This window comes from Natronosalvus caseinilyticus (assembly GCF_017357105.1).
Lineage (GTDB): Archaea > Halobacteriota > Halobacteria > Halobacteriales > Natrialbaceae > Natronosalvus > Natronosalvus caseinilyticus.
On sequence record NZ_CP071596.1, the window covers coordinates 1,296,339 to 1,320,413 of the forward strand.

At 63.6% G+C, this 24,075-nt stretch carries 20 protein-coding genes; 15 read left to right on the forward strand and 5 right to left on the reverse strand.

Annotation, left to right across the window (positions count from 1 at the left end; translation table 11 throughout):
• The 8 genes from J1N60_RS06270 to J1N60_RS06305 all read left to right on the forward strand — a co-directional run bounded on the left by J1N60_RS06270 (position 1) and on the right by J1N60_RS06305 (position 8,348).
• On the forward strand, positions 1-2,964 hold the full coding sequence (locus J1N60_RS06270) for a DNA-directed RNA polymerase subunit A' (protein WP_312911587.1): 2,964 nt from the start codon (positions 1-3) through the stop codon (positions 2,962-2,964).
• Positions 2,957-4,183: a DNA-directed RNA polymerase subunit A'' gene (gene rpoA2, locus J1N60_RS06275; RefSeq protein WP_312911589.1), complete on the forward strand. Its 1,227-nt coding sequence runs from the start codon at positions 2,957-2,959 to the stop codon at positions 4,181-4,183. Before J1N60_RS06270 ends, rpoA2 begins: the two co-directional genes overlap by 8 nt.
• A gap of 36 nt (positions 4,184-4,219) precedes the next feature.
• Positions 4,220-4,639, forward strand: coding sequence for a NusA-like transcription termination signal-binding factor (locus J1N60_RS06280; protein ID WP_312911591.1), 420 nt, complete (start codon positions 4,220-4,222; stop codon positions 4,637-4,639).
• A 109-nt stretch (positions 4,640-4,748) separates the two neighbouring features.
• Positions 4,749-5,960, forward strand: a complete 1,212-nt coding sequence (locus J1N60_RS06285) for an alpha-hydroxy-acid oxidizing protein (RefSeq protein ID WP_312911593.1) — start codon at positions 4,749-4,751, stop codon at positions 5,958-5,960.
• Positions 5,961-6,124: 164 nt separating this feature from the next.
• Entirely contained in the window at positions 6,125-6,553 is a 429-nt protein-coding gene (locus J1N60_RS06290) for a 30S ribosomal protein S12 (RefSeq protein WP_253432648.1), read from the forward strand.
• 1 nt (position 6,554) lies between these two features.
• Positions 6,555-7,163 carry a 30S ribosomal protein S7 gene (locus J1N60_RS06295; protein ID WP_312911596.1) on the forward strand — a complete coding sequence of 203 codons (609 nt, stop codon included), beginning with the start codon at positions 6,555-6,557 and terminating at the stop codon, positions 7,161-7,163.
• Between the two features lie 380 nt (positions 7,164-7,543).
• Positions 7,544-8,059, forward strand: coding sequence for a HalX domain-containing protein (locus J1N60_RS06300; protein WP_312911598.1), 516 nt, complete (start codon positions 7,544-7,546; stop codon positions 8,057-8,059).
• Positions 8,060-8,219: 160 nt separating this feature from the next.
• The gene (locus tag J1N60_RS06305; RefSeq protein WP_312911600.1) at positions 8,220-8,348 is read left to right on the forward strand and encodes a DUF7503 family protein; all 129 of its coding nucleotides are present in this window, start codon (positions 8,220-8,222) and stop codon (positions 8,346-8,348) included.
• 4 nt (positions 8,349-8,352) lie between these two features.
• Here J1N60_RS06305 and J1N60_RS06310 read toward each other — a convergent pair whose 3' ends face one another.
• The 3 genes from J1N60_RS06310 to J1N60_RS06320 form a co-directional block, all read right to left on the reverse strand.
• Positions 8,353-10,407, reverse strand: coding sequence for a hypothetical protein (locus J1N60_RS06310; RefSeq protein WP_312911602.1), 2,055 nt, complete (start codon positions 10,405-10,407; stop codon positions 8,353-8,355).
• Between the two features lie 67 nt (positions 10,408-10,474).
• A complete protein-coding gene (locus J1N60_RS06315; protein ID WP_312911604.1) occupies positions 10,475-11,224 on the reverse strand; it encodes a DUF7504 family protein in 750 nt (249 codons plus the stop codon).
• Positions 11,225-11,353: 129 nt separating this feature from the next.
• A complete protein-coding gene (locus J1N60_RS06320) occupies positions 11,354-12,115 on the reverse strand; it encodes a DUF5781 family protein (protein WP_312911606.1) in 762 nt (253 codons plus the stop codon).
• 196 nt (positions 12,116-12,311) lie between these two features.
• Here J1N60_RS06320 and J1N60_RS06325 point away from each other — a divergent pair, with 196 nt between their 5' ends.
• Positions 12,312-14,498, forward strand: a complete 2,187-nt coding sequence (locus J1N60_RS06325; RefSeq protein ID WP_312911608.1) for an elongation factor EF-2 — start codon at positions 12,312-12,314, stop codon at positions 14,496-14,498.
• Positions 14,499-14,575: 77 nt separating this feature from the next.
• Here the strand turns inward: J1N60_RS06325 and J1N60_RS06330 are convergent, their stop codons facing one another.
• Positions 14,576-15,319, reverse strand: a complete 744-nt coding sequence (locus J1N60_RS06330) for a fumarylacetoacetate hydrolase family protein (protein ID WP_312911610.1) — start codon at positions 15,317-15,319, stop codon at positions 14,576-14,578.
• Positions 15,320-15,452: 133 nt separating this feature from the next.
• On the opposite strand from J1N60_RS06330, the gene J1N60_RS06335 reads away from it, so the two are divergent.
• The 6 genes from J1N60_RS06335 (at position 15,453) to J1N60_RS06360 (ending at position 23,255) form a co-directional block, all read left to right on the forward strand.
• Positions 15,453-18,515, forward strand: coding sequence for an FAD-binding and (Fe-S)-binding domain-containing protein (locus tag J1N60_RS06335; RefSeq protein WP_312911611.1), 3,063 nt, complete (start codon positions 15,453-15,455; stop codon positions 18,513-18,515).
• Positions 18,516-18,575: 60 nt separating this feature from the next.
• Positions 18,576-18,977: a PPOX class F420-dependent oxidoreductase gene (locus J1N60_RS06340; RefSeq protein ID WP_312911613.1), complete on the forward strand. Its 402-nt coding sequence runs from the start codon at positions 18,576-18,578 to the stop codon at positions 18,975-18,977.
• 229 nt (positions 18,978-19,206) lie between these two features.
• The gene (locus J1N60_RS06345; RefSeq protein WP_312911615.1) at positions 19,207-20,211 is read left to right on the forward strand and encodes a CapA family protein; all 1,005 of its coding nucleotides are present in this window, start codon (positions 19,207-19,209) and stop codon (positions 20,209-20,211) included.
• Between the two features lie 112 nt (positions 20,212-20,323).
• Complete coding sequence (locus J1N60_RS06350) at positions 20,324-21,856, forward strand: pyridoxal phosphate-dependent decarboxylase family protein (RefSeq protein WP_312911616.1); 1,533 nt, start codon at positions 20,324-20,326, stop codon at positions 21,854-21,856.
• Positions 21,857-21,947: 91 nt separating this feature from the next.
• Positions 21,948-22,817, forward strand: coding sequence for a deoxyribonuclease IV (locus J1N60_RS06355; protein WP_312912544.1), 870 nt, complete (start codon positions 21,948-21,950; stop codon positions 22,815-22,817).
• A gap of 90 nt (positions 22,818-22,907) precedes the next feature.
• The gene (locus J1N60_RS06360; protein ID WP_312911617.1) at positions 22,908-23,255 is read left to right on the forward strand and encodes an amphi-Trp domain-containing protein; all 348 of its coding nucleotides are present in this window, start codon (positions 22,908-22,910) and stop codon (positions 23,253-23,255) included.
• Positions 23,256-23,696: 441 nt separating this feature from the next.
• Here the strand turns inward: J1N60_RS06360 and J1N60_RS06365 are convergent, their stop codons facing one another.
• Complete coding sequence (locus tag J1N60_RS06365; RefSeq protein WP_312911618.1) at positions 23,697-24,014, reverse strand: RPA12/RPB9/RPC11 RNA polymerase family protein; 318 nt, start codon at positions 24,012-24,014, stop codon at positions 23,697-23,699.
• Between the last annotated feature and the right edge of the window lie 61 nt (positions 24,015-24,075).

The window sequence follows — 24,075 nt, forward strand, 5'->3', positions numbered from 1 at the left end:
ATGCAACACAGCACACCCAAAGACATCGGATCGATCAACTTCGGGCTCATGGAGCCCGAAGAGTACCGGGAGATGAGCGCGACGAAGATCATCACCGCCGACACCTACGACGACGACGGCTTCCCCATCGACATGGGGTTGATGGACCCCAGGCTGGGGGTCATCGACCCCGGACTCGAGTGCAAGACCTGCGGGAAGCACTCGGGGTCGTGTAACGGCCACTTCGGCCACATCGAACTCGCGGCGCCGGTGATCCACGTCGGTTTCACCAAACTCATCCGGCGACTGCTCCGGGGGACCTGCCGCGAGTGTTCGAAGCTCCTGCTCACCGAGGACGAGCGCCAGGAGTTTCGCGACCAGATCACGGAGTACCGAAAGCTGGGTCACGACCTGAACGACGTGACGAAGGCGGCGATTCGGCAGGCACGAAAGAAGGATCGGTGTCCGCACTGCGGCGAGATCCAGTACGACATCGACCACGAGAAGCCGACCACGTACTACGAGGTCCAGCAGGTTCTCACGAGCGAGTACTCCCAGCGCATCGCCGGTGCGATGCAGGGCAACGAGGAGGAGGGCATCGACCGAACGACGCCCGACGAACTCGCGGACAAGACCGACATCGAGCTCACCCGGATCAACGAGATCCTCTCGGGTTCGTTCCGCCCGCGCGAGGATCAACGCAAGGCGATCGAGAAGGCGCTCGACATCGACCTGACCGAGGAGGACACGAACAAGCTGATGCCCTCGGACATCCGCGACTGGTTCGAGGCGATTCCGGACGAGGACCTCGAGGTACTCGGCATCGACGCCGAGCGGTCCCGACCCGAGTGGATGATCCTGACGGTGCTGCCGGTGCCGCCGGTCACCGCTCGTCCGTCGATCACGCTGGACAACGGTCAGCGCAGCGAGGACGACCTCACCCACAAGCTGGTCGACATCATCCGGATCAACCAGCGGTTCATGGAGAACCGCGAGGCCGGTGCGCCCCAGCTGATCATCGAGGACCTGTGGGAACTGCTCCAGTACCACGTCACGACGTTCATGGACAACGAGATCTCGGGAACGCCGCCGGCGCGACACCGCTCCGGGCGGCCACTGAAAACCCTCTCCCAGCGACTGAAGGGGAAGGAGGGCCGGTTCCGTGGTTCCCTGTCCGGGAAGCGCGTCAACTTCTCGGCCCGGACCGTCATCTCCCCCGACCCCACCCTGAGCCTCAACGAGGTCGGCGTTCCCGACCGCGTGGCGACGGAGATGACCCAGACGATGCTCGTCACCGAGCGCAACTTAGAGGAGGCTCGACGCTACGTCGCCAACGGGCCGAACAGCCACCCCGGCGCGAACTACGTGCGACGGCCGGACGGCCGCCGGCTCAAGGTGACCGAGAAGAACTGCGAGGCGCTCGCGGGGCTGTCCGAGGAAGGTGAACTCGAGAGTTCCCAGACGATCGGTCCAGGCTGGGAGGTCAACCGGCACCTGATCGACGGCGACATCGTCATCTTCAACCGCCAGCCGTCGCTCCACCGGATGTCGATCATGGCCCACGAGGTCGTGGTCATGCCGTACAAGACCTTCCGGCTCAACACCGTCGTTTGCCCGCCGTACAACGCCGACTTCGACGGCGACGAGATGAACATGCACGCCCTGCAGAACGAGGAGGCCCGCGCGGAGGCGCGCGTCCTCATGCGCGTGCAAGAACAGATCCTGAGTCCCCGCTTCGGGAAGAACATCATCGGGGCGATCCAGGACCACATCTCCGGGACGTACCTGCTGACGAAGGACAACCCCCGGTTCAACGAGACGCAGGCGCTCGACTTGCTCCGGGCGACCCGGATCGACGAACTGCCCGAACCCAGCGGCATCGACGACGAGGACGAGCCGTTCTGGACCGGCCGGGACGTCTTCTCCGAACTGCTGCCCGACGACATGAACCTCGAGTTCACGGGGACGGTCGGCGACGACGTCGTCATCGAGGACGGCCAACTCGTCTCGGGAACCATCGCCGAGGATGAGGTTGGCGAGTTCGGCGGCGAGATCGTCGACGCGATCACGAAGCAGTACGGCAACACCCGCTCGCGCGTCTTCATCAACGAACTCTCGACGCTCGCGATGCGGGCGATCATGCACTTCGGGTTCTCGATCGGGATCGACGACGAGACGATTCCGGCCGAGGCCGAAGCGCGCATCGACGAGACGATCGAGGAGGCCTACGACCGCGTCGCGGAACTCATCGAGGCCTACGAGCGCGGCGAACTCGAGAGCCTGCCCGGGCGGACGCTCGACGAGACGCTCGAGATGAAGATCATGCAGACGCTTTCGCGGGCGCGTGACAACGCGGGGAACATCGCCGAGGAGCACTTCGAGGGCGACAACCCCGCAGTCGTCATGGCCGAGTCCGGGGCGCGTGGCTCGATGCTCAACCTGACCCAGATGGCCGGCTGTGTCGGCCAGCAGGCAGTTCGTGGCGAGCGGATCAACCGCGGCTACGAGAACCGCACCCTGAGCCACTACCAGCAAAACGACCTCTCCGCGGAGGCGCACGGCTTCGTCGAGAGTTCCTACACGGTTGGTCTGGACCCGCGGGAGTTCTTCTTCCACGCGATGGGCGGCCGCGAGGGGCTGGTCGACACGGCAGTCCGGACCTCGAAGTCCGGCTACCTCCAGCGTCGGCTGATCAACGCGCTCTCGGAACTCGAGGCCCAGTACGACGGCACCGTCCGGGACACGGGCGACACCATCGTGCAGTTCGAGTTCGGCGAGGACGGCACGTCGCCGGTCCAGGTGGCCTACGACGACGCCCACGACGTCGACGTCGAGGGAATCGCCGAGACGGTGCTCGAAGAGGAGTTCGACTCCGAGGCCGAGCGCGAGGCGTTCCTCTCCGGGAAGCGGATCGAGACAAACCTCTCGGAACACGCCGACAGTCGTCGACTCGTCGAGCCAGAGGGGGTGAGTTCGGATGACTGAGACCGAGAACGTCTTCATCCAGGACTACGACGTCGACGACGACGCCGTCGTCATCGTCGAGGATAGCGAACTCCCTCGACGGCTCAAGGATCGCGTCTACGCGGTGCTCGAGGAGAAGGGAGACGTGACGATTGAGCAGGCCCAGGATATCGTCAACGCCGTCGAGACCGAGTACGTCGAGACGCGCGTCGACCCGCTCGACCCCGTCGGGACCGTCAGTGCCCAGTCCATCGGGGAGCCTGGGACGCAGCTGACGATGAACACGTTCCACTACGCGGGGGTCGCCGAGATCGACGTTACCCAGGGACTGCCCCGACTGATCGAGCTCGTCGACGCCCGGAAGACGCCCGATACGCCGACGATGCAGGTCCACCTCACAGAGGAGTACGCGACCGAGCGCGAGAAAGCTCACGAGGTCGTCTGGAACATCGAGGCGACGAAGATCCTCGCGCTGGGTGACGTGTCGACGAACGTCGCCGACATGCGCGTTCAGATCGACCTGAACCAGGACACGCTCGAGGAGCGACTCATCACGGCCGAGGAGGTCGCCGAGATCATCGAGGACTCCCTGGGCGTGTCGACGACCCAGCAGGGGACCCAGATCGAGTTCGGCCCCGAAGAGCCGTCCTACCGGGACCTCCTCCAGCTGGTCGAGGAGCTTCGGGACATCACGTTCAAGGGCATCGAGGACATCTCGCGGGTCGTCATCCGCCGGGAGGACCTCGAGGTCGAGACCGACGACGGCGTCGAGGAGCGCGAGGAGTTCGTCCTCTACACCGAGGGGTCGGCCTTCGGCGACGTGCTCTCGATCGAGGGCGTCGACGCCTCGCGGACGACCTGTAACAACATCCACGAGATTCACCGCAACCTCGGCATCGAGGCCGCCCGCGAGGCGATCATCGAGGAGACGAACAACACGCTGGCCGAGCAGGGGCTCGACGACGTGAACGTTCGTCACCTGATGCTGGTCGCCGACATGATGACCAACGAGGGGACCATCGAGTCCATCGGCCGGCACGGCATCTCGGGCTCGAAGGACTCCGTGCTCGCCCGCGCGGCGTTCGAGGTGACGGTCAACCACCTGCTCAACGCCGCGATCCACGGCGAAATCGACGAACTCGACGGCGTCACCGAGAACGTCATCGTCGGCAAGCCGATCAAGCTCGGCACCGGCGACGTCGACCTCCGGATGGGGTCGTCGCCGAACCGGGCGGACTGACACGCTAACGCTCGTTTTCTAGACGCCCTATACCAAATGACCATCACCCTCGAGGACGACGCCCGCCAGTTCATCGCCCGCTTCGAGGACGTCTCCGGCATCTCCGGCCAGGACTGTCTCGTCTTCGAGGACCGCCTGGTGATCGTCGCCCCTCCGGGGACGATGGGGCAGGCGGTCGGCGCCCGCGGCCAGCACGTCGAGCAGTTCGAGCGCCAGACGGGGCGATCCGTGCGGCTAGTCGAAGGCTCGAGCGACCCCGAAGCCTTCGTGGCGAACGCGCTGGCGCCTGCAGCGGTCCGCAACGTTACGCTCAGCGAGAACGAGACGACGGTCGCCTACGTCGAAGTTGCCGAGGACGATCGCGGAGTGGCAATCGGCACCGACGGCCAGCGGATCGAGGACGCCCGAACGCTCGCTGAGCGTCACTTTGGGATCGACGACGTGCAGTTAGCCTGAGCGCTCGCCCAATTTCTCTCCAATCGTCCTCGATCCGAGGACGCTGTTTCGATCGACGTTCCTCGAGAAGCCCCGAACGTATACGGTCGTTCGTGACAGATCGACAGGCATGACCGACGACGGGCCAACCTACGGCCGGGAACGGCTGACCGAGATCTACACGCAGGGAATGCTCGCCGGACAGCCGCCATCGCTGCCGCCGTCCTACGAGGCGCTCGAGGCGGCCGCGGAGGCGGAACTTGAGCCGGAGGCGTTCGGCTACGTCGCGGGAAGTGCCGGTGCCGAACGAACGAAAGCGGCGAACCGGACGGCGTTCGAGCAGTGGCGGATCGTTCCGCGGATGCTCAGGGACGTCGCTACGCGGGACCTCTCGGTCGACCTGTTCGGCGAAACCTACCCCGCGCCGGTCGCGCTGGCGCCGATCGGGGTGCAGTCGATCCTTCACGAGGAGGCGGAACTCGGATCGGCGCGGGCAGCCGCTGGTCTCGGCTTGCCGTTCGTCCAGAGCACCGCCGCCTCCGAGACGCTCGAGGACGTCGCCGACGCGGTCGGGGACTCACCAGCGTGGTTCCAGTTGTACTGGAGTTCGGATCGCGACGTGACGGAGAGCTTCGTCTCGCGTGCGGCGGACGCGGGATACGAGGCGCTGGTCGTCACCGTCGACACGCCGATCATTAGCTGGCGCGAACGCGACGTCGAACAGGCGTACCTCCCGTTCCTCGACGGCGAGGGCGTCGCGAACTACTTCTCGGATCCCACCTTTCGGGACCTGCTCGCCGACCCGCCCGAGGAGAACCCCGACGCCGCGGTCATGAAATTCGTGGACGTCTTCGGCGACGCCTCGCTCACGTGGGACGATCTCCAGTGGCTCGCCGGGCTGACCGACCTGCCGATCCTGGTCAAGGGGATCGTCCACCCGGACGACGCCATTCTGGCGTTCGAGTCCGGCGCCGACGGCGTGATCGTCTCGAACCACGGCGGTCGCCAGGTCGACAACGCGCTCCCCGCAATTGAGGCGCTCCCTCGAGTGGTCGACCGGCTGGCCGACAGCGGGTACGGCGATGCTCCGGTCCTCTTCGACAGCGGCATCCGTCGCGGTGCAGACGCCGTCATGGCCCTCGCTCTCGGTGCCGAGATGGTGCTTCTGGGACGTCCTTACGTCTACGGACTCGCGATCGACGGCGAAGACGGGGTGCGGGAAGTCTGCCGGAACTTCCTGGCGGATCTCGACCTGACGCTCGGGCTGGCGGGTCACGCGTCCGTTGCGGAGCTGGAACGGTCGTCGATCGTCCCCGCCGACGGTTCGTTCGAACTCGAGTGACGGCGCCTCAGTGGCGCCGAGTGACCATAGACCGCGCTGAGCCCGTAACTCGAGACCACGAAACGCCCTCAGATCTCTCGATGGGGTTCGATAAAGCGCTCTCGAGGCGTTTCTCCCGGAAGCAAAAGGGGATGCTTAAGTGCCTTCGTCGGATAGCCATCGCCATGGCAAACGGCAAATACGCCGCGCGCAAACTCAAGAAGGACCGCCAGAACCAGCGGTGGTCCGACTCTGACTACGCGCGCCGAGCACGCGGCCTGCGCGAGAAATCGGACCCGCTCGAGGGTGCGCCCCAGGCTCGCGGTATCGTCCTCGAAAAGGTCGGCATCGAAGCGAAACAGCCCAACTCGGCCATCCGAAAGTGTGTCCGCGTCCAGCTGATCAAGAACGGCAAGCAGGTCACGGCGTTCTGTCCTGGCGACGGGGCGATCTCGTTCATCGACGAACACGACGAGGTCACCATCGCCGGTATCGGTGGCGCGAAGGGTCGTGCCATGGGTGACCTCTCGGGCGTCAACTACAAGGTCGACAAGGTCAACGGTGTCGCCATGCTCGAACTGGTTCGCGGCAACGCAGAGAAACCGGTGCGATAACATGAGCGAACAGGAACAACCCGAACCCGACGCGCCCGCCGGCGGCAGCGACCTCACTGCAAAGCTCTTTGGTACGTGGGACGTCTCCGAGATCGCCTACAACGACCCCTCGACCGAGCGCTACCTGGCGGTGACGCCAATCGCGCACACGGCGGGTCGCCACGCGAGCAAGCAGTTCAAGAAGTCCGAACTCTCCGTCGTCGAGCGACTGGCCAACCGCCTGATGCAGACCGAGGAGAACACGGGCAAGAAACAGCAGACCCTGAAGATTATTCGCGACGCGTTCGAGATCGTCAACGACCGCACCGAGGAGAACCCCGTCCAGGTCCTCGTCACCGCTGTCGAGAACGCGGCGCCACGCGAGGAGACCGTCCGCCTGAAGTACGGCGGTATCTCGGTCCCCAAGGCCGTCGACGTCGCGCCCCAGCGCCGCGTCGACCAGGCCCTGAAGTTCATCGCCGAAGGTGCACACAGCGCCTCGTTCAAGTCGCCGACGTCGGCTTCGGAAGCGCTCGCCAGCCAGCTCATCGGCGCGTCGAACTACGACGTCCAGACGTACGCGATCAACCAGAAAGAGGAGAAAGAACGCGTCGCGGCCGCTGCGAGATAACGCGTTTCGTTTTTTGGTTTCGCTCTTTTCCAATTTCGATCCGATTTCGGTTACCAATTGGTGGCCTTGCCTACCGACTACTGACTATCGAGCTCGAGTTGCCTCTCACATCGAGCCAGCATGCCTCGAGCGCGCTCGACGTTTGTTACCATCCTCCTCGAGTGTGAGCTCGAGTTCGACCTCGTGAGTGACACTGCTGATCCAGTCAGTGTACGCCGTACGAACCAGTCGCGACTGATAACAACCTTCTCTGACCAGTTTGCTTGCACTTGCCGGCAAGGCGAGTCAGATTTATAGGCCCCGCGCGTGGATTCTACGTACTAACTGTGTTGTCTATTACGTCACCTCGCATCTTCGCCGTTCACCACGACGTTTCTCGAGTGGTATCGGATGCTGAGGTCCTCTCCGCGGTGTACGACGTTCGCTGCATCGACTTCGACCGATCGATCCTGGATCAACTCGAGGCGGGCGACGACGTCATCCTCGTCGACTGGGAACTCGAGAGTCCGGACCCCAGAGGGGTACTCGATGCGCTCAGCCAGAGCGCGCCATCGACGCCTATCCTCGCAGTCGCGAGCGACGTCCCGACGGACGACCCCGTCGACCGTGGTGCCGACGAGTATCTGGTGACGCCCGTCTCGGTCGAGAAACTGCGGTCGACGATCGATCGACTGGTTCTCCAGCACGCCTACGAGGAGGCGATGTGCGAGTACTTTCGACTCGCGACAGAGCGGGCGTTACTCGAGAACGAACGCGAAGCGGGTGTCGATGTCGACGAACGATACGAACAGGTAGTGGCTGACTTGCACGAGTGGCGAGAACGAGCGGATTCGATCAGAGCGGAGTTCTCGCGCGAGGGGTTCGACCGGGCACTTCGTCGGTTACTCAGTGAATAACGAATTTTTACGGTAGTTTTCTGACCGAACCCGACGCCGTCTTCTTTTTCTATTCTCTCTGGCTGTTTAAATATTTATACTATCAGGTTTTCACATGGATTCTGTGTCTGATTTATTAAAATAAATTCATTACGGGTCGGTACCATGGGTTGGATGTACCATGACGGAACTTAGCGACTACCTGAAGAACCACCCACGAATGATTGGCGTCCTGTTCACGGCCATGCTGTTGCTGTCCCAGGCCGGAACGGTTGCGGCGGGGAACAGCGGTGCTTACACCGGCCCTTAAACACTTACAACCCATCTATGGAGAAATCCTTACTCCATTGAATTTCGCCCTCGTATAGTATCGGTACGTCCTCTAAATCCAGAAATTGACTGAGTTCTGACTCTGTTAGTGAAAACGGTCCGGCTTTTCCTGAAGTGAGGAAATACGAATCGTTCGATTCGACGTAAGGAACAAATATAGTTCCTTTCCGTAATTCACTCGTTTCGTAGGTGTCGAGGATAATATCTGCTCTAGACCCCTTTTTTTCTATAATACAAACATTTGGTGGACCCGTTTCCGACTGCGCTATAGAGATTAATCCGTTTCCGACCATTCGGTACTGTTGTCCTACAAGAGTCTTCCTTCGCGCCACGTCGAGTGCAGCATAGAGCGGGTAGCCTCGATTTAGCACTCGGGCAATCATACTGCCCATGCGAATCGCGCCGCTGTTGATTACGTCACCGAGTGTGACAATTCCTCCAGAACTTCCGGCTTCCACCAGATGAAGCCCCTGGTTGCGCGACTGACACGCGTTGAGCAAGAATGCTTTTGCGCCGACTTTCTCGAGCGTCGTTCCCGATAATTTGCCGTCCGAGCACTGGAACCCCTCTCGATCGATGTGGCCGATGTAGTGTACAAAATCGCTCTCTTTGGCCAACACATCTCTGAGCTCGTCTCTCGTCAGAGAATAGTACTCGGCCACGTTGAACGGGAGTTCGTCGCGATTACCGTAAATCCCGTTCACAGTCTCGAGTTCATCTTTCATCTCCGAGTCATTACAGACGACTTTAATCTCGATTGGATCCTCTCGTGGCTCTCGACCGATACTGTGAGTAAAGGCGGACAGGGGTGTTGTGCTTATCAAAGTCGTCGAGTCGTCGGTTTTCCAATGCTGTTCGATTGTTGGTATGTCATGAACCTGAGCATGGATGTCGGGCTTCTCCGCACCTCGAGAAGTACTCACTCCCCGTGTGAACTCTTGAATCGCTTCACGTTGTACTGGGGCTTCTGGCGAAGCGCGGTTGGTTTGCTGTATCTGGACGATTGCGAGATCGTTCGCGATATAGGGTAGAAACGTAATACTCTCTGACGTCGGCTTTAAATGGACTTCGAGACGCCACTCGGGGATGACTGGTTCGATTGTCGAAAATGGCGTCGAGAGATATTTCTCAAGTTGTTTGGGGAGGGGTTGTTCGTACACCTGCTCTAAATCGAACGGAAGGGATGGTTCGATCGCCTGTCGTTCGTGTAATGGTACGGGAGTCATCCCTTCGGTGCGTACGATACAGTCGAGGAAGAAGATCTGTTTGAGTAACCGTTCGACGGTTTCTTCGAAACCACCGTCACTGGTCAGCGAGTAAGATAGCCCGGCATCGGTCGTTACCCTTGATGCCTCTCCGGAGATGACCTCCGCGCCGAGATAGTACGCGAGTGGGGCTACAACGTATACATTCTCGAGACTCGGCGGAACTTCGATCTGTATTCCAGTTTCCGGCCGGTCAAACCCGTTCGGAATCGATAACGTCTCTCCGAGTTCGAGCGCTGGTGGATGTCCTCTGAGCGTTGGATAGGATCGTTCGGGAGTGGTGGTTTTTAACGCTGACCCGAAGGCCGTAACTGCTTCCATGAGGTCTGCTGGCTCCTCTGTCGTGGTAATCGTTCCTGCAGGGCGCGTATGTGATGAACGGGTTCCAACGATCACTCGGGTTGCATCGTCAAGAGTGATGTGTGTTTGTTGACTATCTGCGTAGATATGCATCGAACTTTTAAAATGAAGATAGATCTTGAACGGTGTCGAGAGATCGAGGGTGTACGCCCCTTCTGGAAGTAATTGCTGTTCTCCTGGACGAACCTCGTGGACCATCGCCCCTGTCTCGTCGCGGACGTACACGAGGTCGTTCGTCGGTAGTGTGACGCTCTCGACTTCGATTTCGACGGCCGAATCGACCGGATACTGCAAACAATCGTCGCTGACCGGCTCCGGCGACACCGACTCGTGAGTCGTCAACCGGTAGCGATGACGCTCTATCTGATCGATGATCTCGAGCCCGCCATCGACTGCTTCGAATGTCGGCTTCATCTCAGTAGTCTCTGAAGTCGACCCCGTCCAGGCTGGGACACCTGATCGGTGCCTCGATGCGTCCCACTCACTGGGTTATCGGTACCCAGCCGGTGGAGAGATTGCTCTCTGTGAGCAACCATCGCTCCTGGGCGACGCCGTTCCGTTCTCGAAGTTCGACGACGACGTCGAACAGGGGGGTGAGGATCGAAACGGTGCTCGCATCGCGTTCGATGGGGAGCTGGTAGTGGGCGATGCCGCCGGCCGCTCGAGTCCGTCCGTTGAGTAAGTGCAGACACTGGAACACGGCTTCCTTGCCGTACTCCTCGAGGAACGGCACGAGCGAGTCGACGCCAACGCGAAGCATGCCGGGTTCGAGGCCGCTGTCGCCATCGCGTTCGAATCGTTCGATGGCGCTCGAGACGGCGACGCCGACGTCGCCGAGGGTTTCGGCGGTCGTCATTGGCGCTTCGGTACCTGGTGTCGGTGGTGCTGACGGAGTCGCGATTCCCGTCGTCTTCGCCGTTTCCGCCGTTTCCGTCGTCCCCGCCGAGACGCTACGGGCCGTGCCCTGGTAACTGACGATTTCGGCGGTCCCGGAACCTGCGTCGTCGACCAGGCGCTCGATGTCGAACTCCGTCCCAGGCGTCGAAATCACGATGCGCTTCCGATCTTCCTCGGGAGCCGTTCCGAGCAACCGGCTAGCGATCACCTGTCGCTGGTCGGCCTCGACGACACCGGTCACGAGGACGCTCGCCCCTCGTCGTTTCAACCGGGATAGTTCGTCGGCAAATGCGCGCTCCGTCGTCCCATCACGACAATCCTTCCCCGAAAGCATCAGTAGTATGTTCCACACGTATGAAGTATCGAACATTAAACGTTTGGGTCGAGACGACACCCCACGCGCGAGAAGGACGGCTAACTTCGAGCGGGAGGGACGACTAAATTCGCAGTGGTCGCCCGTCGGTCAATCCGCCGCTCGAGTCCCCTCGCCGACGTACGACCGGGTGGTCTCGACGAGCACCTGCCGATAGGTGCTCGGGTCGGGATCCTGGCTGAGTTCCCGGAACCGCCGCCGGAACGCCTCGAAGTCGATCTGGGGGGCGTCCATCGCCGCTGCATGGGCGAGGTCGTACAGGCGATGGTCGGCCTCGAGCAAGTCGTGTCGCTCGGCGAGTGCGAGCGCGAAGGCCGCGTTGACGGCGGTGATATCGGGATCGGCGGCAGGTGAGAGTCGTTCGACGCCAGGGGTCGATCCCGGCGGCGTCGCCGGCCGATCACGGAGGGCGGTCGCGAGCGAGGACTCGAGGAACGCCAGTAGCTTTTCCCCGGGACCGACCGAGAGCGTGATGTCGTCGGCGTAGATGTCTTTCATGTGGTTGGCGATCTGGTAGCAGTGTGAGAGCTTGTACTGCTCGACGCGTTGCCCGGCCAGCGCGAGGTAGAGAACCTCCGCCGTCGACTGGACGTGTGAGGGGTGGTCCTGCTCGTGGCGGGCCATGTGTGCGAACTCGTGAAGCGCGAGTTCGCGCGCCATCGCCGAGGACGCAGCCTGCCTCGAGATGTTGAGCACGTGTCGGTCGTCGTGGTGAGCGGCCCAGGTCCGCTCGTCGGGGTCGTCACGCAGGTGGACGTAGACGGGGAGTGAGAGGTCACACTCGGTTTCGAACAGGTCCTGGGCGCTGAGAAACGGGGCGGCGGGTCCCGGTCCCTGTATGCGCAAATCCATGTGTGTCCCTAACAGGGGTCGGGCGCCTATGGCTCTTACGCCGGGATTCGTCGGCTGAGGCGCGAGCACCGATCGTTGGGTGCGTGCTATTCTCTCACGCAAATTGGTCAATTCGAGTCTCGAGGCGCGTTTCGGGCCCGTTCTCGCCGAGACGAAACAGCACCCTTTTGACCCCGCTACCGGTACAGGTGGATATATGGGCCGACGCAAAAAGATCGTCCAAGAGTGTGAACGGCTGATGGACGACCCGGAGAACATCCGGAACATCGCCATCGCCGCTCACGTCGACCACGGAAAAACGACCCTCTCCGACAACCTCCTCGCGGGCGCCGGTATGATCTCCGATGATACTGCCGGCCAGCAGCTCGCGATGGACACGGAAGAAGACGAGCAGGAACGTGGGATCACCATCGACGCGGCGAACGTCTCGATGACCCACGAGTACGAGGATACCAACCACCTCATCAACCTCATCGACACGCCGGGCCACGTCGACTTCGGTGGCGACGTCACCCGGGCGATGCGCGCCGTCGACGGTGCGCTCGTCGTCGTCGACGCCGTCGAGGGTGCCATGCCCCAGACCGAAACGGTCCTGCGGCAGGCCCTTCGCGAGGGCGTCAAGCCCGCGCTGTTCATCAACAAGGTCGATCGCCTGATCTCCGAACTGCAGGAAGGCCCACAGGAGATGCAAGAGCGTCTCCTCTCGGTCATCCACGACGTCAACGACCTCATCCGCGGCATGACCGAGGAGATGGACGACGTCGACGACTGGTCCGTCTCCGTCGAAGACGGCACCGTCGGCTTCGGCTCCGCCCTCTACAAGTGGGGCGTCTCGATGCCGTCGATGCAGCGCACCGGCATGGACTTCGGCGACATCATGGAACTCGAGCGCAACGACGAGCGCCAGGAACTCCACGAGCGGACGCCGCTCTCGGACGTCGTGCTGGACATGGTCTGTGAGCACTTCCCGAATCCGGTCGACGCCCAGCCCCGTCGTATCCCCCGGATCTGGCGCGGCGACAGCGAGTCCGAACTCGCCGAGACGATGCGATTCGTCGACGAGTCCGGCGAGGTCGTCTTCATGGTCACCGACATCTCCATGGACCCCCACGCCGGTGAAATCGCTTCGGGCCGCGTCTTCTCGGGCACCCTCGAGAAGGGCCAGGAGCTATACGTGTCGGGCACCGCAGGCACGAACCGCGTCCAGTCCGTCGGCATCTACATGGGTGGCGAGCGCGAGGAAGTCGAGAACGTCCCTGCAGGGAACATCGCCGCAGTCACCGGCCTGCGCGACGCCATCGCCGGCTCGACCGTCTCGAGCATCGAGATGACGCCGTTCGAGTCCATCGAGCACATCTCCGAGCCCGTCATCACGAAGGCGGTCGAGGCGAAGACGATGGACGACCTGCCGAAGCTCATCGAAACGCTTCGCCAGGTCTCGAAGGAAGACCCCACGATCCAGATCACGATCAACGAGGACACCGGCGAGCACCTGATCTCCGGGCAGGGTGAACTTCACCTCGAGGTCATCACCCAGCGTATCGAGGCCAACCAGGGCATCCCGGTCAACACCGGTGAACCGATCGTCGTCTACCGCGAGGCCGTCCAGCGACCGAGCGACACGGTCGAGGGCATCTCGCCCAACCGCCACAACCGTTTCTACATCTCCGCCGAGCCGCTGACCCAGGAGCTGATCGAGACGATCCAGCTCGGCGAAGCCTCGATGGACATGCCCGAACTCGAGCGCCGCGAAGCGCTCCAGGAGGCCGGCCTCGACAAGGACACCTCCCAGAACGTCGAGCACATCCACGGGACGAACATCCTCATCGACGACACGAAGGGGATTCAGCACCTGAACGAGACGATGGAACTCGTCATCGAGGGGCTCGAGGAGGCCCTCGACAACGGGCCACTGGCCGCCGAGCCGGTCCAGGGAACCCTGATCCGGCTGCACGACGCGAAGCTCCACGAGGACACCATCCATCGCGGTCCGGCACAGGTCATCCCCGCGACGCGGGAGGCCGTCCACAAGTCGCTGATCGACGCCCACATCAAGCTGCTCGAGCCGATGCAGGACGTCCGGATCGACGTGCCCAACGAGCACATGGGCGCCGCCTCCGGCGAGATCCAGGGCCGCCGTGGCCAGGTTGACGACATGTACCAGGAGGGCGACCTCATGGTCGTCGAAGGCGTCGCGCCGGTCGAAGAGATGATCGGGTTCTCGAGCGACATCCGTTCGGCCACCGAGGGTCGTGCGGCCTGGAACACCGAGAACGCCGGCTTCGACGTCATGGCCGACTCGCTCCAGCGCGAGACGATCATGGAGATCCGCGAGCGCAAGGGCATGAAGCTCGAGTTGCCGCCGTCGATCGACTACATCTAATCGCTCGGCTCCACTTTCTCTCGATTTTGCGTCCACCGAGCGGCGACTCGGCCGAATTGGTCGTCCGAACCCGGCTATTACTCGACGACGTTACGCAGCGTTCCCACGCCCTCGTACGTGATCTCGACGGTATCGCCGGGCTCGAGCAGACCCGGATTCGCCGGGCTGCCGAAGGCGACCACGTCGCCGGGTCGGAGGGTGAACCGCTCAGAGAGGAAGGCGACGACTTCGAAGGGATCGAACAGCATCAACTCGGTGCTCGCCTCCTGGCGACGCTCCCCGGCGACGTCGGTCCACATCTCGAGGCGCGTCGGATCGACGTCGGTCACGAGCCACGGGCCCAGCGGCGCCGACCCGTCGAAGGCCTTCCGGGCGGTTCGACCCTGCTGGTCGAGGGCGTCGACATCGTTTACGATCGTGTAGCCGCGGACGACTTCGGGGACCTGTTCGGGCTCGAGGTTCCGACAGCGTCGGTCGATCACCGCCGCCAGCTCGCCCGCGTAGGTCAGTTCGTCGGTGAACGCCGGGTACGGAATCGGCTGTCCGTGTCCGAGCACGGAGGTGGGAGGTTTGATGAAGAAGTCCGGTTCGTCCGGGCGCTCGTAGTTCATCTGCTCGAGCGTGTCGGCGTAGTTTCTCCCGACGCAGTACAGCGCCGAGGGCTCACACGGTGGGAGGAGGCGGCCGTCCCGGCCGACCTCGTAGGTGCCGTCGTCGGCGCGGAGGACGGCGCCGTCGTAGCCGTCGTCGGGGGTTGCGGTCCCGACCTCGAGCTGGCCCGAGATGGGGCCATTGGGCGTTAACAGTCTCGCGAGTCGCATACGGGAGACTCTCGAGGCGAGCGACGTATGTCTGCTGGTCGATTCGGACGGCGTCTCTGTCGATCCAGTATAATTTCTTCGTGAGACACTACCTGGCACAGCATATTTCACCGCCCTCCGTGTACGAGGGGGCATGGCAGTTGAGGACGTTCCGCCCGTGGCAGGCGACGCCGGATTGCACCTCGAGTCGACCGGCAGGGACCACCCACCCGTTGAGGAGTACGCCGCTCTCGCCCAGGCGCTCGAGACGCGCCTCGAGGGCGAGATCGCTTTCGACGAGTACGCGCAAGTGCTGTACGCCACCGACGGGAGCATCTACCAGGCCCGCCCGGCCGGCGTCGTCCACCCGACGAACGTCGACGACGTGCGTGCGGCCGTTCGAACGGCTGCCGAGTTCGACGTGCCGATCCTCCCCCGCGGGGCCGGTTCGTCGCTGGCCGGGCAGGCCGTCGGTCCGGGTTGCGTCGTCCTCGATTTCACCACGCACATGGACGACGTCCTCGAAGTCGACCCCGACGACCGTCGGGCGGTCGTCCAGCCCGGCGTCGTCCAGGATCACCTCGACGCCCACCTCGAGCCTCACGGGCTCAAGTTCGCGCCAGATCCGGCCTCGTCGAACCGGGCGACGATCGGCGGTGGCATCGGCAACAACTCGACCGGCGCGCACTCGGTTCGCTACGGGATCACCGACGCCTACGTCGAGGCGTGCGAGGTCGTCCTCGCCGACGGCTCGTTGCTCCACGCGCGGGAAGTCGTCCTCGACGGACCGGAGTGGGACGCCATCGTCGCGAAAGACGACCGGGAAGCCCGCATCTACAAGACGGTTCGCGGCCTGGTCGAGGACCACGAGGCCGAAATCGAGGCGCGCTACCCCGACCTCAAACGGTCGGTCAGTGGCTACAACCTCCAGAAGGTGATCTACGAGACCGACGACGGCGAGCGGGCGATCAACCTCTCGAAGCTGCTGGTGGGCGCCGAGGGGACGCTGGGAATCGTCGTCGAGGCGACTCTCTCGCTCGTGAGTGTGCCCGAGGAGACGGCGCTGGTCGTGTACTCCTTCACGGACCTGATCGACGCACTCGCCGCCGTCCCGCGCGCGCTCGCCCACGACGTCAGCGCCGTCGAGTTGATGGACGACGAGGTGTTCCGCCTCGCCCGCGAGTCGGAAGGCTACGCGGCCTACGCCGAGGCAATCCCCGAGGAGGCCGCGGCCGCGCTCACGCTCGAGTTCGACTCGGAACTGGTCGAGGACTTCGAGGCGGCCATCGAAAAAACGACCGTCGAGTTCGTCGACGACGGCGACGCCTTCGACGTCGTCAAGGCCTACACCGACGACGACCAGGCCGACCTCTGGAAGCTCCGGAAGGCGGCGATCCCGCTCCTGATGAGCATGGACGGCGACCCCAAGCCCTACCCGTTCATCGAGGACGCCTCCGTGCCGCCGGCCGAGCTGGCCACCTACGTCCGCCGGTTCGAGGAGATCCTGCGCGACCACGGCACCTCGGCGGCGTACTTCGCCCACGCGGGCGCCGGCACCCTCCACATTCGCCCTATCCTGAACCTCAAGGACGAGGACGGCGTCGAGACGATGCAGGCCATCACTGAGGACGTGACCGACCTCGTACTCGAGCACGACGGCGCCTTCTCCGGGGAACACGGCGACGGGAAGGCCCGGACGGCGTTCACGCCCAAGATGTACGGTGAGGACCTCTGGCGGGCGTTCAAGAAACTCAAGACGGCCTTCGACCCGGAGTGGCGCCTCCACCCCGGCAACGTCGTCTACCGCGACGGCCCGGACGACGTCGGTCCCGATACCGAGCGAGGCGTCGGCGCCGACATGCACGACAACCTGCGGTACGGGCCCGCCTACCGCTCGCTCGAGCCGCGGTCGACGCTCTCGTTCGCCGAGGAGGGCGGCTTCGCTCACCTCGTCGAATTGTGTAACGGCTGTGGCACCTGCCGCCAGACCGATAGCGACGTGATGTGCCCGACCTATCGGGCCTCCGGCGAGGAAATCCAGACGACGCGCGGCCGGGCGAACCTGCTCCGGGCGGCTATTTCGGGTGAACTCCCGCCCGAGGAGCTCCACTCCGAACGGTTCCAGTCCGAGGTCCTCGACCTCTGCGTCGGCTGTAAGGGCTGCTCGAGTGACTGCCCGACGGGCGTCGACCTGGCGAAGCTCAAGACGGCGGTCAAACACCAGTACCACCAGGATCAGGGTGCGAGTCTCCGGACGAAGCTGTTCACGAACATCGACCGACTGGCGGCCCTCGCGAGTGCCGCCGCGCCCGTCTCGAACCGTGTGCCCGACCTGCCGGGCGTTCGATCCGCGATGGAGCGGATCCTGGGAATCGCTCGCGACCGTCATCTGCCATCGTTCGAACGGGAGACGTTCAACGACTGGTGGGACGAACGCGGCGGTCCTGCCGTTCCGGAATCCGACGCCGAGGCCGCCGTCGTCCTCTTTCCCGACACCTTCACTACCTACAGCGACCCCGGCCCCGGGAAAGCCGCGGTTCGCCTGCTCGAGGCTGCCGGTGTTCACGTTCGCGTTCCGACCGACCTCGCCCCCAGTGGCCGGGCGGCCTACTCGACGGGTCTGCTCGACGAGGCCCGAAACCGGGCGAAACGCAACGTCCGCGCGCTGGCTCCCTACGCCGACCGCGGCTGGTCGGTCGTCTTCGTCGAGCCCTCTGACGCCGTCATGTTCCAGGACGAGTACCGCGACCTGCTCGCCGGCGGTGCGGACGTCGACCCGCGGGCGCTCGAGGCCGTCTCGAGCGCGTCGCTCGCCGTCCTCGAGTACGTCGACCGGGCGGGGCTCGACCGGGAACTCGAGTTCGATGCGCCGAGTGAGTCACTTACCTACCACGGCCACTGCAACCAGAAGGCGCAGGGCACCGATCACCACGCCGTGGGCGTCCTCCGTCGGGCCGGCTACGCCGTCGATCCGCTGGACTCGACGTGCTGTGGGATGGCTGGCTCGTTCGGCTACGAGGCCGAACACTACGACCTGTCGCTGGCCATCGGGGCCCTGCTCGCCGACCAGGTCGAGTCGAGTCCGGGCGACCGCGTGACGGCCACCGGCACCTCCTGTCGGAGCCAGCTCGCGCAGGTGCTCTCGGGCGAGAGCGAGGACGAGATGGAGCGCCCACCCCATCCCGTGGAACTGGTCGAGCGAGCGCGCCTCGAGTGACCGAGGGGGATTTGCGTAAGTGGGGTCCACACCTTAGTTCCGGAGTGGTGAACTGCCGGTATGGCATCGATCCCAGCCGACTTCCAGGACCTGTTCGAGAAACAGACGTTCGCCCACGTCGCCACCCTGCTCCCGGATGGGGCACCCCACGTCACCCCGGTGTGGGTCGACTACGACGCCGACGCGGATCGCCTGCTGGTGAACACCGAGCGTGACCGGCGCAAGACGAAGAACGCCCGGAACGATTCGCGGATCGCGATCAGCATGACCGACCCGGACAACCCGTACCGGATGCTGTCGGTGACGGGCGAGGTCGACGAGGTCACGACGGACGGTGCACGCGAGCACATCGACGAGCTGGCCCAACGCTACATGGGCGAGGACGAGTACCCGAATCCGATCCAGTCCGAACGCGTCATCATTTCGATCGAGCCCGAGCACGTCAGCAGCTTCGAGGGGTGACCCTGGCAGTGGGGCTACCGGCGACCTCGTCGCACTCGAGCCCCGAAGCCGACGGCGCTCTCTCGGTGTTGCTGATCGACGACGCTGGAATCCGTCGTTGGCGTATGCTCTTCGACTCGAGGCCGGGTCGTGCTCGTCGAACCCTCTTCGACTTCGAACAGCGCGGCGCCGCTGTCGGCCCTCGAGCGATGGCGGGGGCATTTTGCTCCCTCGAGTCGAAGTCACGCCGATGGCGTACCGGATCGGCCTGACCGGCGACGTGATGCTCGGCCGACTCGTGAATACCCGTCAGCGGCGTCGACCTCCCGAGGCGGTATGGGGCGATCTGCTGGACCGACTTCGTTCCTGCGACGGGTTGTGCATCAACCTCGAGTGCTGCCTGTCGACGCGGGGAGAGCCCTGGCGTCGAACCGACCGGGCGTTTCACTTTCGAGCAGACCCGACGTGGGCGATTCCCGCGCTCGAGCGTGCCGGCGTCGACGTCTGCGCGCTCGCGAACAACCACGTGCTCGACTTCGAGGAGGAGGCGCTGCGCGATACGCTCGACGCGCTCGACGCGGCGGGCATCGCTCGCACCGGCGCGGGACGAAGGCTCGAGGAGGCGTTGGACCCCGCGGTCGTCGCGGTCGGTGACCTCGCGGTCGCCGTCGTCGCGTTCACCGACAACGTCCCCGAGTACGCCGCCAGCGAAACGACGTCCGGCACGGCGTACATCAAGATCGACGTCGACGACGACGAGACGCGCGAAACCGTTCGGGAAGCGCTCGCCCGCGCTCGAGAACCGGATCCGGATCTTGTGATCGCGTCGCTCCACTGGGGCCCAAACATGGTCGAGCGCCCGCCCGACGAGTTCCGGGCGTTCGGACGCTGGCTCGTCGACGAGGGTGTCGACGTCGTCCACGGCCACAGCGCCCACGTCTTTCACGGCATCGAGGTACACGACGGAAAACCAATCTTGTACGATACCGGCGACTTCGTCGACGACTACGCGGTCGACCGACGCCTCCACAACGATCGAAGCTTCCTGTTCGAACTCGAGGTCGACGACGGACGACTCACCGAGCTCCGGTTGCGCCCGACCGAGATCGACGACTGTACGGTTCACACGGCCTCTCCCGACGCGGCCGAATGGAGTCGAGAGCGGATGCGCTCGCTTTCCAGCGAGTACGGGACGACCTTCAAGCGCGAGGGTGCGGATCTCGTGCTGTCGCTCGAGGGCGACGAAATCGACTGAATGACTGAGCGTGTCGTTCACCAGGGTCACTCGAACGTCGTAGGAACCCCGGACCCTGACAAGTACCCCGTACTTTGGCAAGTGTTAACCTACCACTCGTGGTTGCACAGTCATGGCTACCCAGGATCGGCCGGTTGGCGACCTCGACCACGACGAGTTTCGGGCGATCGGTTACCGGACCGTCGACCTGATCGCTGACTACTACGAGCGCATCGACGACCGCCTCGTCTACGTCCAGGCTGATCCCGAGGACGTCGTCGCGGCGTTCGACGAACCCCTTCCCGAGCGCGGTGAGGATCCGGAACGAATCCTCGACGCCGTCGAGGAGTCGGTCATCCCGTACGCGACCCACAACCCTTCGCCGCGGTACTTCGGCTTCGTGATGGGGTCCGGAACGCCGCTCGCCCCGCTGGCCGACGCCATCGCGGCGACGGTCAACATGAACGTCGGCGGGTGGCATCCGGCACCGTCCGGAACCGAGATCGAACGGCGGTGCGTCCGCTGGCTGGCCGAGGCGATCGGCTACGCGCCCGACACCGGTGGCCTCCTCACCAGCGGCGGGACGATGGCCAACTTCACCGCCCTCATGACCGCACTGCGCGATCACACGGCGTACGAGACGACGGAGGCCGGGCTCCAGGGGGACCACCCGCGATACACGCTCTACGTCGCCGACCACGAGGGCCACTCGAGCGTCGTCCGGGCAGCGGACATGCTCAACCTCGGTCGCGACGCCGTGCGACGAGTGCCGAGTCGCGACGACTTCACGATGGACGTAGACGCCCTCGAACGACTGCTCGAGACCGATCGAGAGGCGGGGGCCGAACCCTTCTGCGTCGTCGGCCAGGCCGGGTCGATCAACGTGAGTGCCATCGACCCCCTCCGGGCTATCGCCGACGTCTGTGCCGAACACGAGTGCTGGTTTCACGTCGACGGCGCGTGCGGTGCGGTGGGGGCGATGGTTCCCGAACTCGAGTCGCGATACGACGGCATGGAGCGCGCCGACTCCGTAACGCTCGACCCGCACAAGTGGCTGTTCGTTCCCTACGAGTGTGGCGCAGTGCTCGTCCACGACCAGGAGTGCCTCGCGAAGACGTTCGCGATGGACGCGTCGTATCTCCGGGGATCGGTCGCGGAGACGCCACAGGAGTTCGACTTCTACGAGTTCGGCCCGCAACTGTCCCGCGGCTTCCGCGCGTTGAAGCTCTGGATATCCATGAAGTACTACGGATTGGAGGGTTACCGGGAGCTATTGCGAACGAGCGTTCGCTGTGCCGAACACCTCGATACGCTCGTTCGTACCCACGAGGACTTCCTGGCCGTTCAGGAACCGAACCTGTTCATCTACTCGTTCAGGTACGTGCCCGGCGACCTTCAGATGACGCTGGCCGACCCACCGGACGTGCCACTGGCGCGGGTTGACCAGTACCTGGACGAACTCAACCAGGCGATCACCGACGAGGTCGTCCGGAGCGGCCTCGCGTTCCTCACGACGACGACCATCCGCGGTCGACGGGCGCTCCGCATGTCTATCTGCAGCCACCGGACGACCGAGGCGGACGTCGAGACGGTGTTCGACGCGCTGGCTGAGACGGGCGCCCGAATCGACGAGGAGTGGCGCCCGAAGGCGAGTCTGCCGGTCTGAGGAGTGCGTTCGGAACCCGCTGGAACGGCTCGTCTCCCTGGCCGGGTTCGAAGTACCTTTGATCCCCGGATACAGACTCCCCGCTATGTCCATGCACGTCGGCGCACACGTGTCCATCTCCGGATCGCGCGTCTCCTCTGACGACGAGACACCACCGTACAGCGACGTCCGCAACGCCGTTCACCGACAGCTCGCATTCGGCGGCAACTGCGGGCAGATCTTCACCACCTCCCCGCAGGTCTGGGCTCAGCCCGAAATTAGCGAGGAGGCCGCCTCCGGCTTCCGCGAGGAGACCGACGAGTTGCTCGAGGGCCCCTGGGTGATCCACTCGGCCTATCTGGTCAACCTCTGTACGCCCAAGGAGGGCCTCCGGGAGAAGTCGATGGCGAGCATGCAGGCCGAACTCGACGCCGCCGACCAGCTGGGGATCCCGTACGTGAACGTTCATCTGGGAGCTCACACCGGCGCGGGCGTCGAGGGCGGCCTCGACAACGCCGCGGGCGTCATCGACGACCTCGAGGTGCCCGAGGACGTGACTATCCTGATCGAATCCGACGCCGGCAGCGGCACCAAGCTGGGCGGCGAATTTGAGCACCTCGCGGGCATTATCGACCGTACTGACGAGGACATCGGCATCTGCATCGACACCGCCCACACCCTCGTCGCGGGCAACGATCTCACGACGCCCGAAGCCGTCGACGAGACCGTCGAGCGCTTCGACGACGTGGTCGGCCTCGAGCACCTCGAGTACATCCACCTCAACGACTCGAAACACGACGTGGGCACCCACAAGGACGAACACGCGCTCATCGGCGAGGGGTACATCGGCGAGGACGGGATGCGCGCGATCGTGAACCATCCCGACCTCCGGGACCTGCCGTTCGCACTCGAGACGCCTACCGAGGACGGGAAGGGCTTCGCGTGGAACATTGCGAAGGTCAAGGAATTGCGCGAGGAGTAGCCTCCGTATAGCAACCGTTCGGACGGGTTCTCGAGTTAGAGGGTGCATTGAAAGCACGTCTATTTTACCGGCAGTCGTGGTGGTTCCGGTATGGCAGACGACGAACACGAACACGAACACGAGACCGAGACCGAAACCGAAACCGAAGCAGAATCGCAAGTCGACGAGACAGAAACCGAATCCGACGAAACGGAACGCGAAGGCGAGCGGGTGATGAGCCGGTCGGACGGCGCGGCAATCTTACGCGAAGTCGCTGACGGCGTCGAGAACGGGACGATCGACATCGAGGGAGAGGACGGCTTCACAGTGGACGTCCCAGAACGCTTCGAACTGGAAGTCGAGTACGAGGTCACCGACGACGAGGCCGAGTTCGAAGTCGAACTCGAGTGGCCGATGGAAGACGGCGAAGCGGTGGCCCCGGACGACGATCACGATTGATAGAGCAAGACCGCGTCCACTCCACCAACCGAGCCCGAAACTGGGAATCTCTGTTGAACCCCTCATCATCGGACAAAACGTGTCTGTTGCATACAGAGGTTCCATGCAGCACGATGGCTTCTTTTGTGACGGAAACGTTGAACCAGCTACTCGCTGAGAGTGTGAATTGCGTGTTTTGGGTTACCGAGGAGTCCGAACATTGCCCCGTCTGCGGTTCCGTTTCTGGAGATAGAGTGTTCCAACGATTTCCGTACCGATAATCGGGCGAATGAACATCCCGATAAAGGCTCTTGTGACAGAGGTTGTTGATAGCCTCGAGAACGTTGTGGGAGTTGGGTTGGAGTCGATGTGTGGCTCCTTGAGGCCGAGTAACCTCGGGAGTTGAGAGTCTGAGGTGGCGGTCTGTGCCTAGTTAAGCGGCGAGGTTCGCGAGATGCGCCGTCAGGACTCGCGCCACTTGTGGCCGCACTCGACGCAGGTGAACAGCCGAAACTCGTAGGAGCCGCCCGGCTTCGGCATCATCTCGTAGTAGGCCCGGTCGCTGTCGCAGTCGTCCGTCGGACAGGGCTCCTCCATCGTCTCGGTGGAGCCCTGGGTCGCGTCGACTACGGCGGGTGCCCCGTCGTCCCGCTGTCCATTCTGGGTTGCCATCGCCGCTTCTGCTTGCGAGTCCCGCGGCTCCTCGTTCTCACAGGAGCGACACACCCACGTGTCGCCCTCCGTGTGCATCATCGAACCACACTCGTCACAGAATTGCATATAAAGGAGGAATACACGGGTGTCGGATATATGTGTTAACTTCCGATCCGTCGTGGATGTC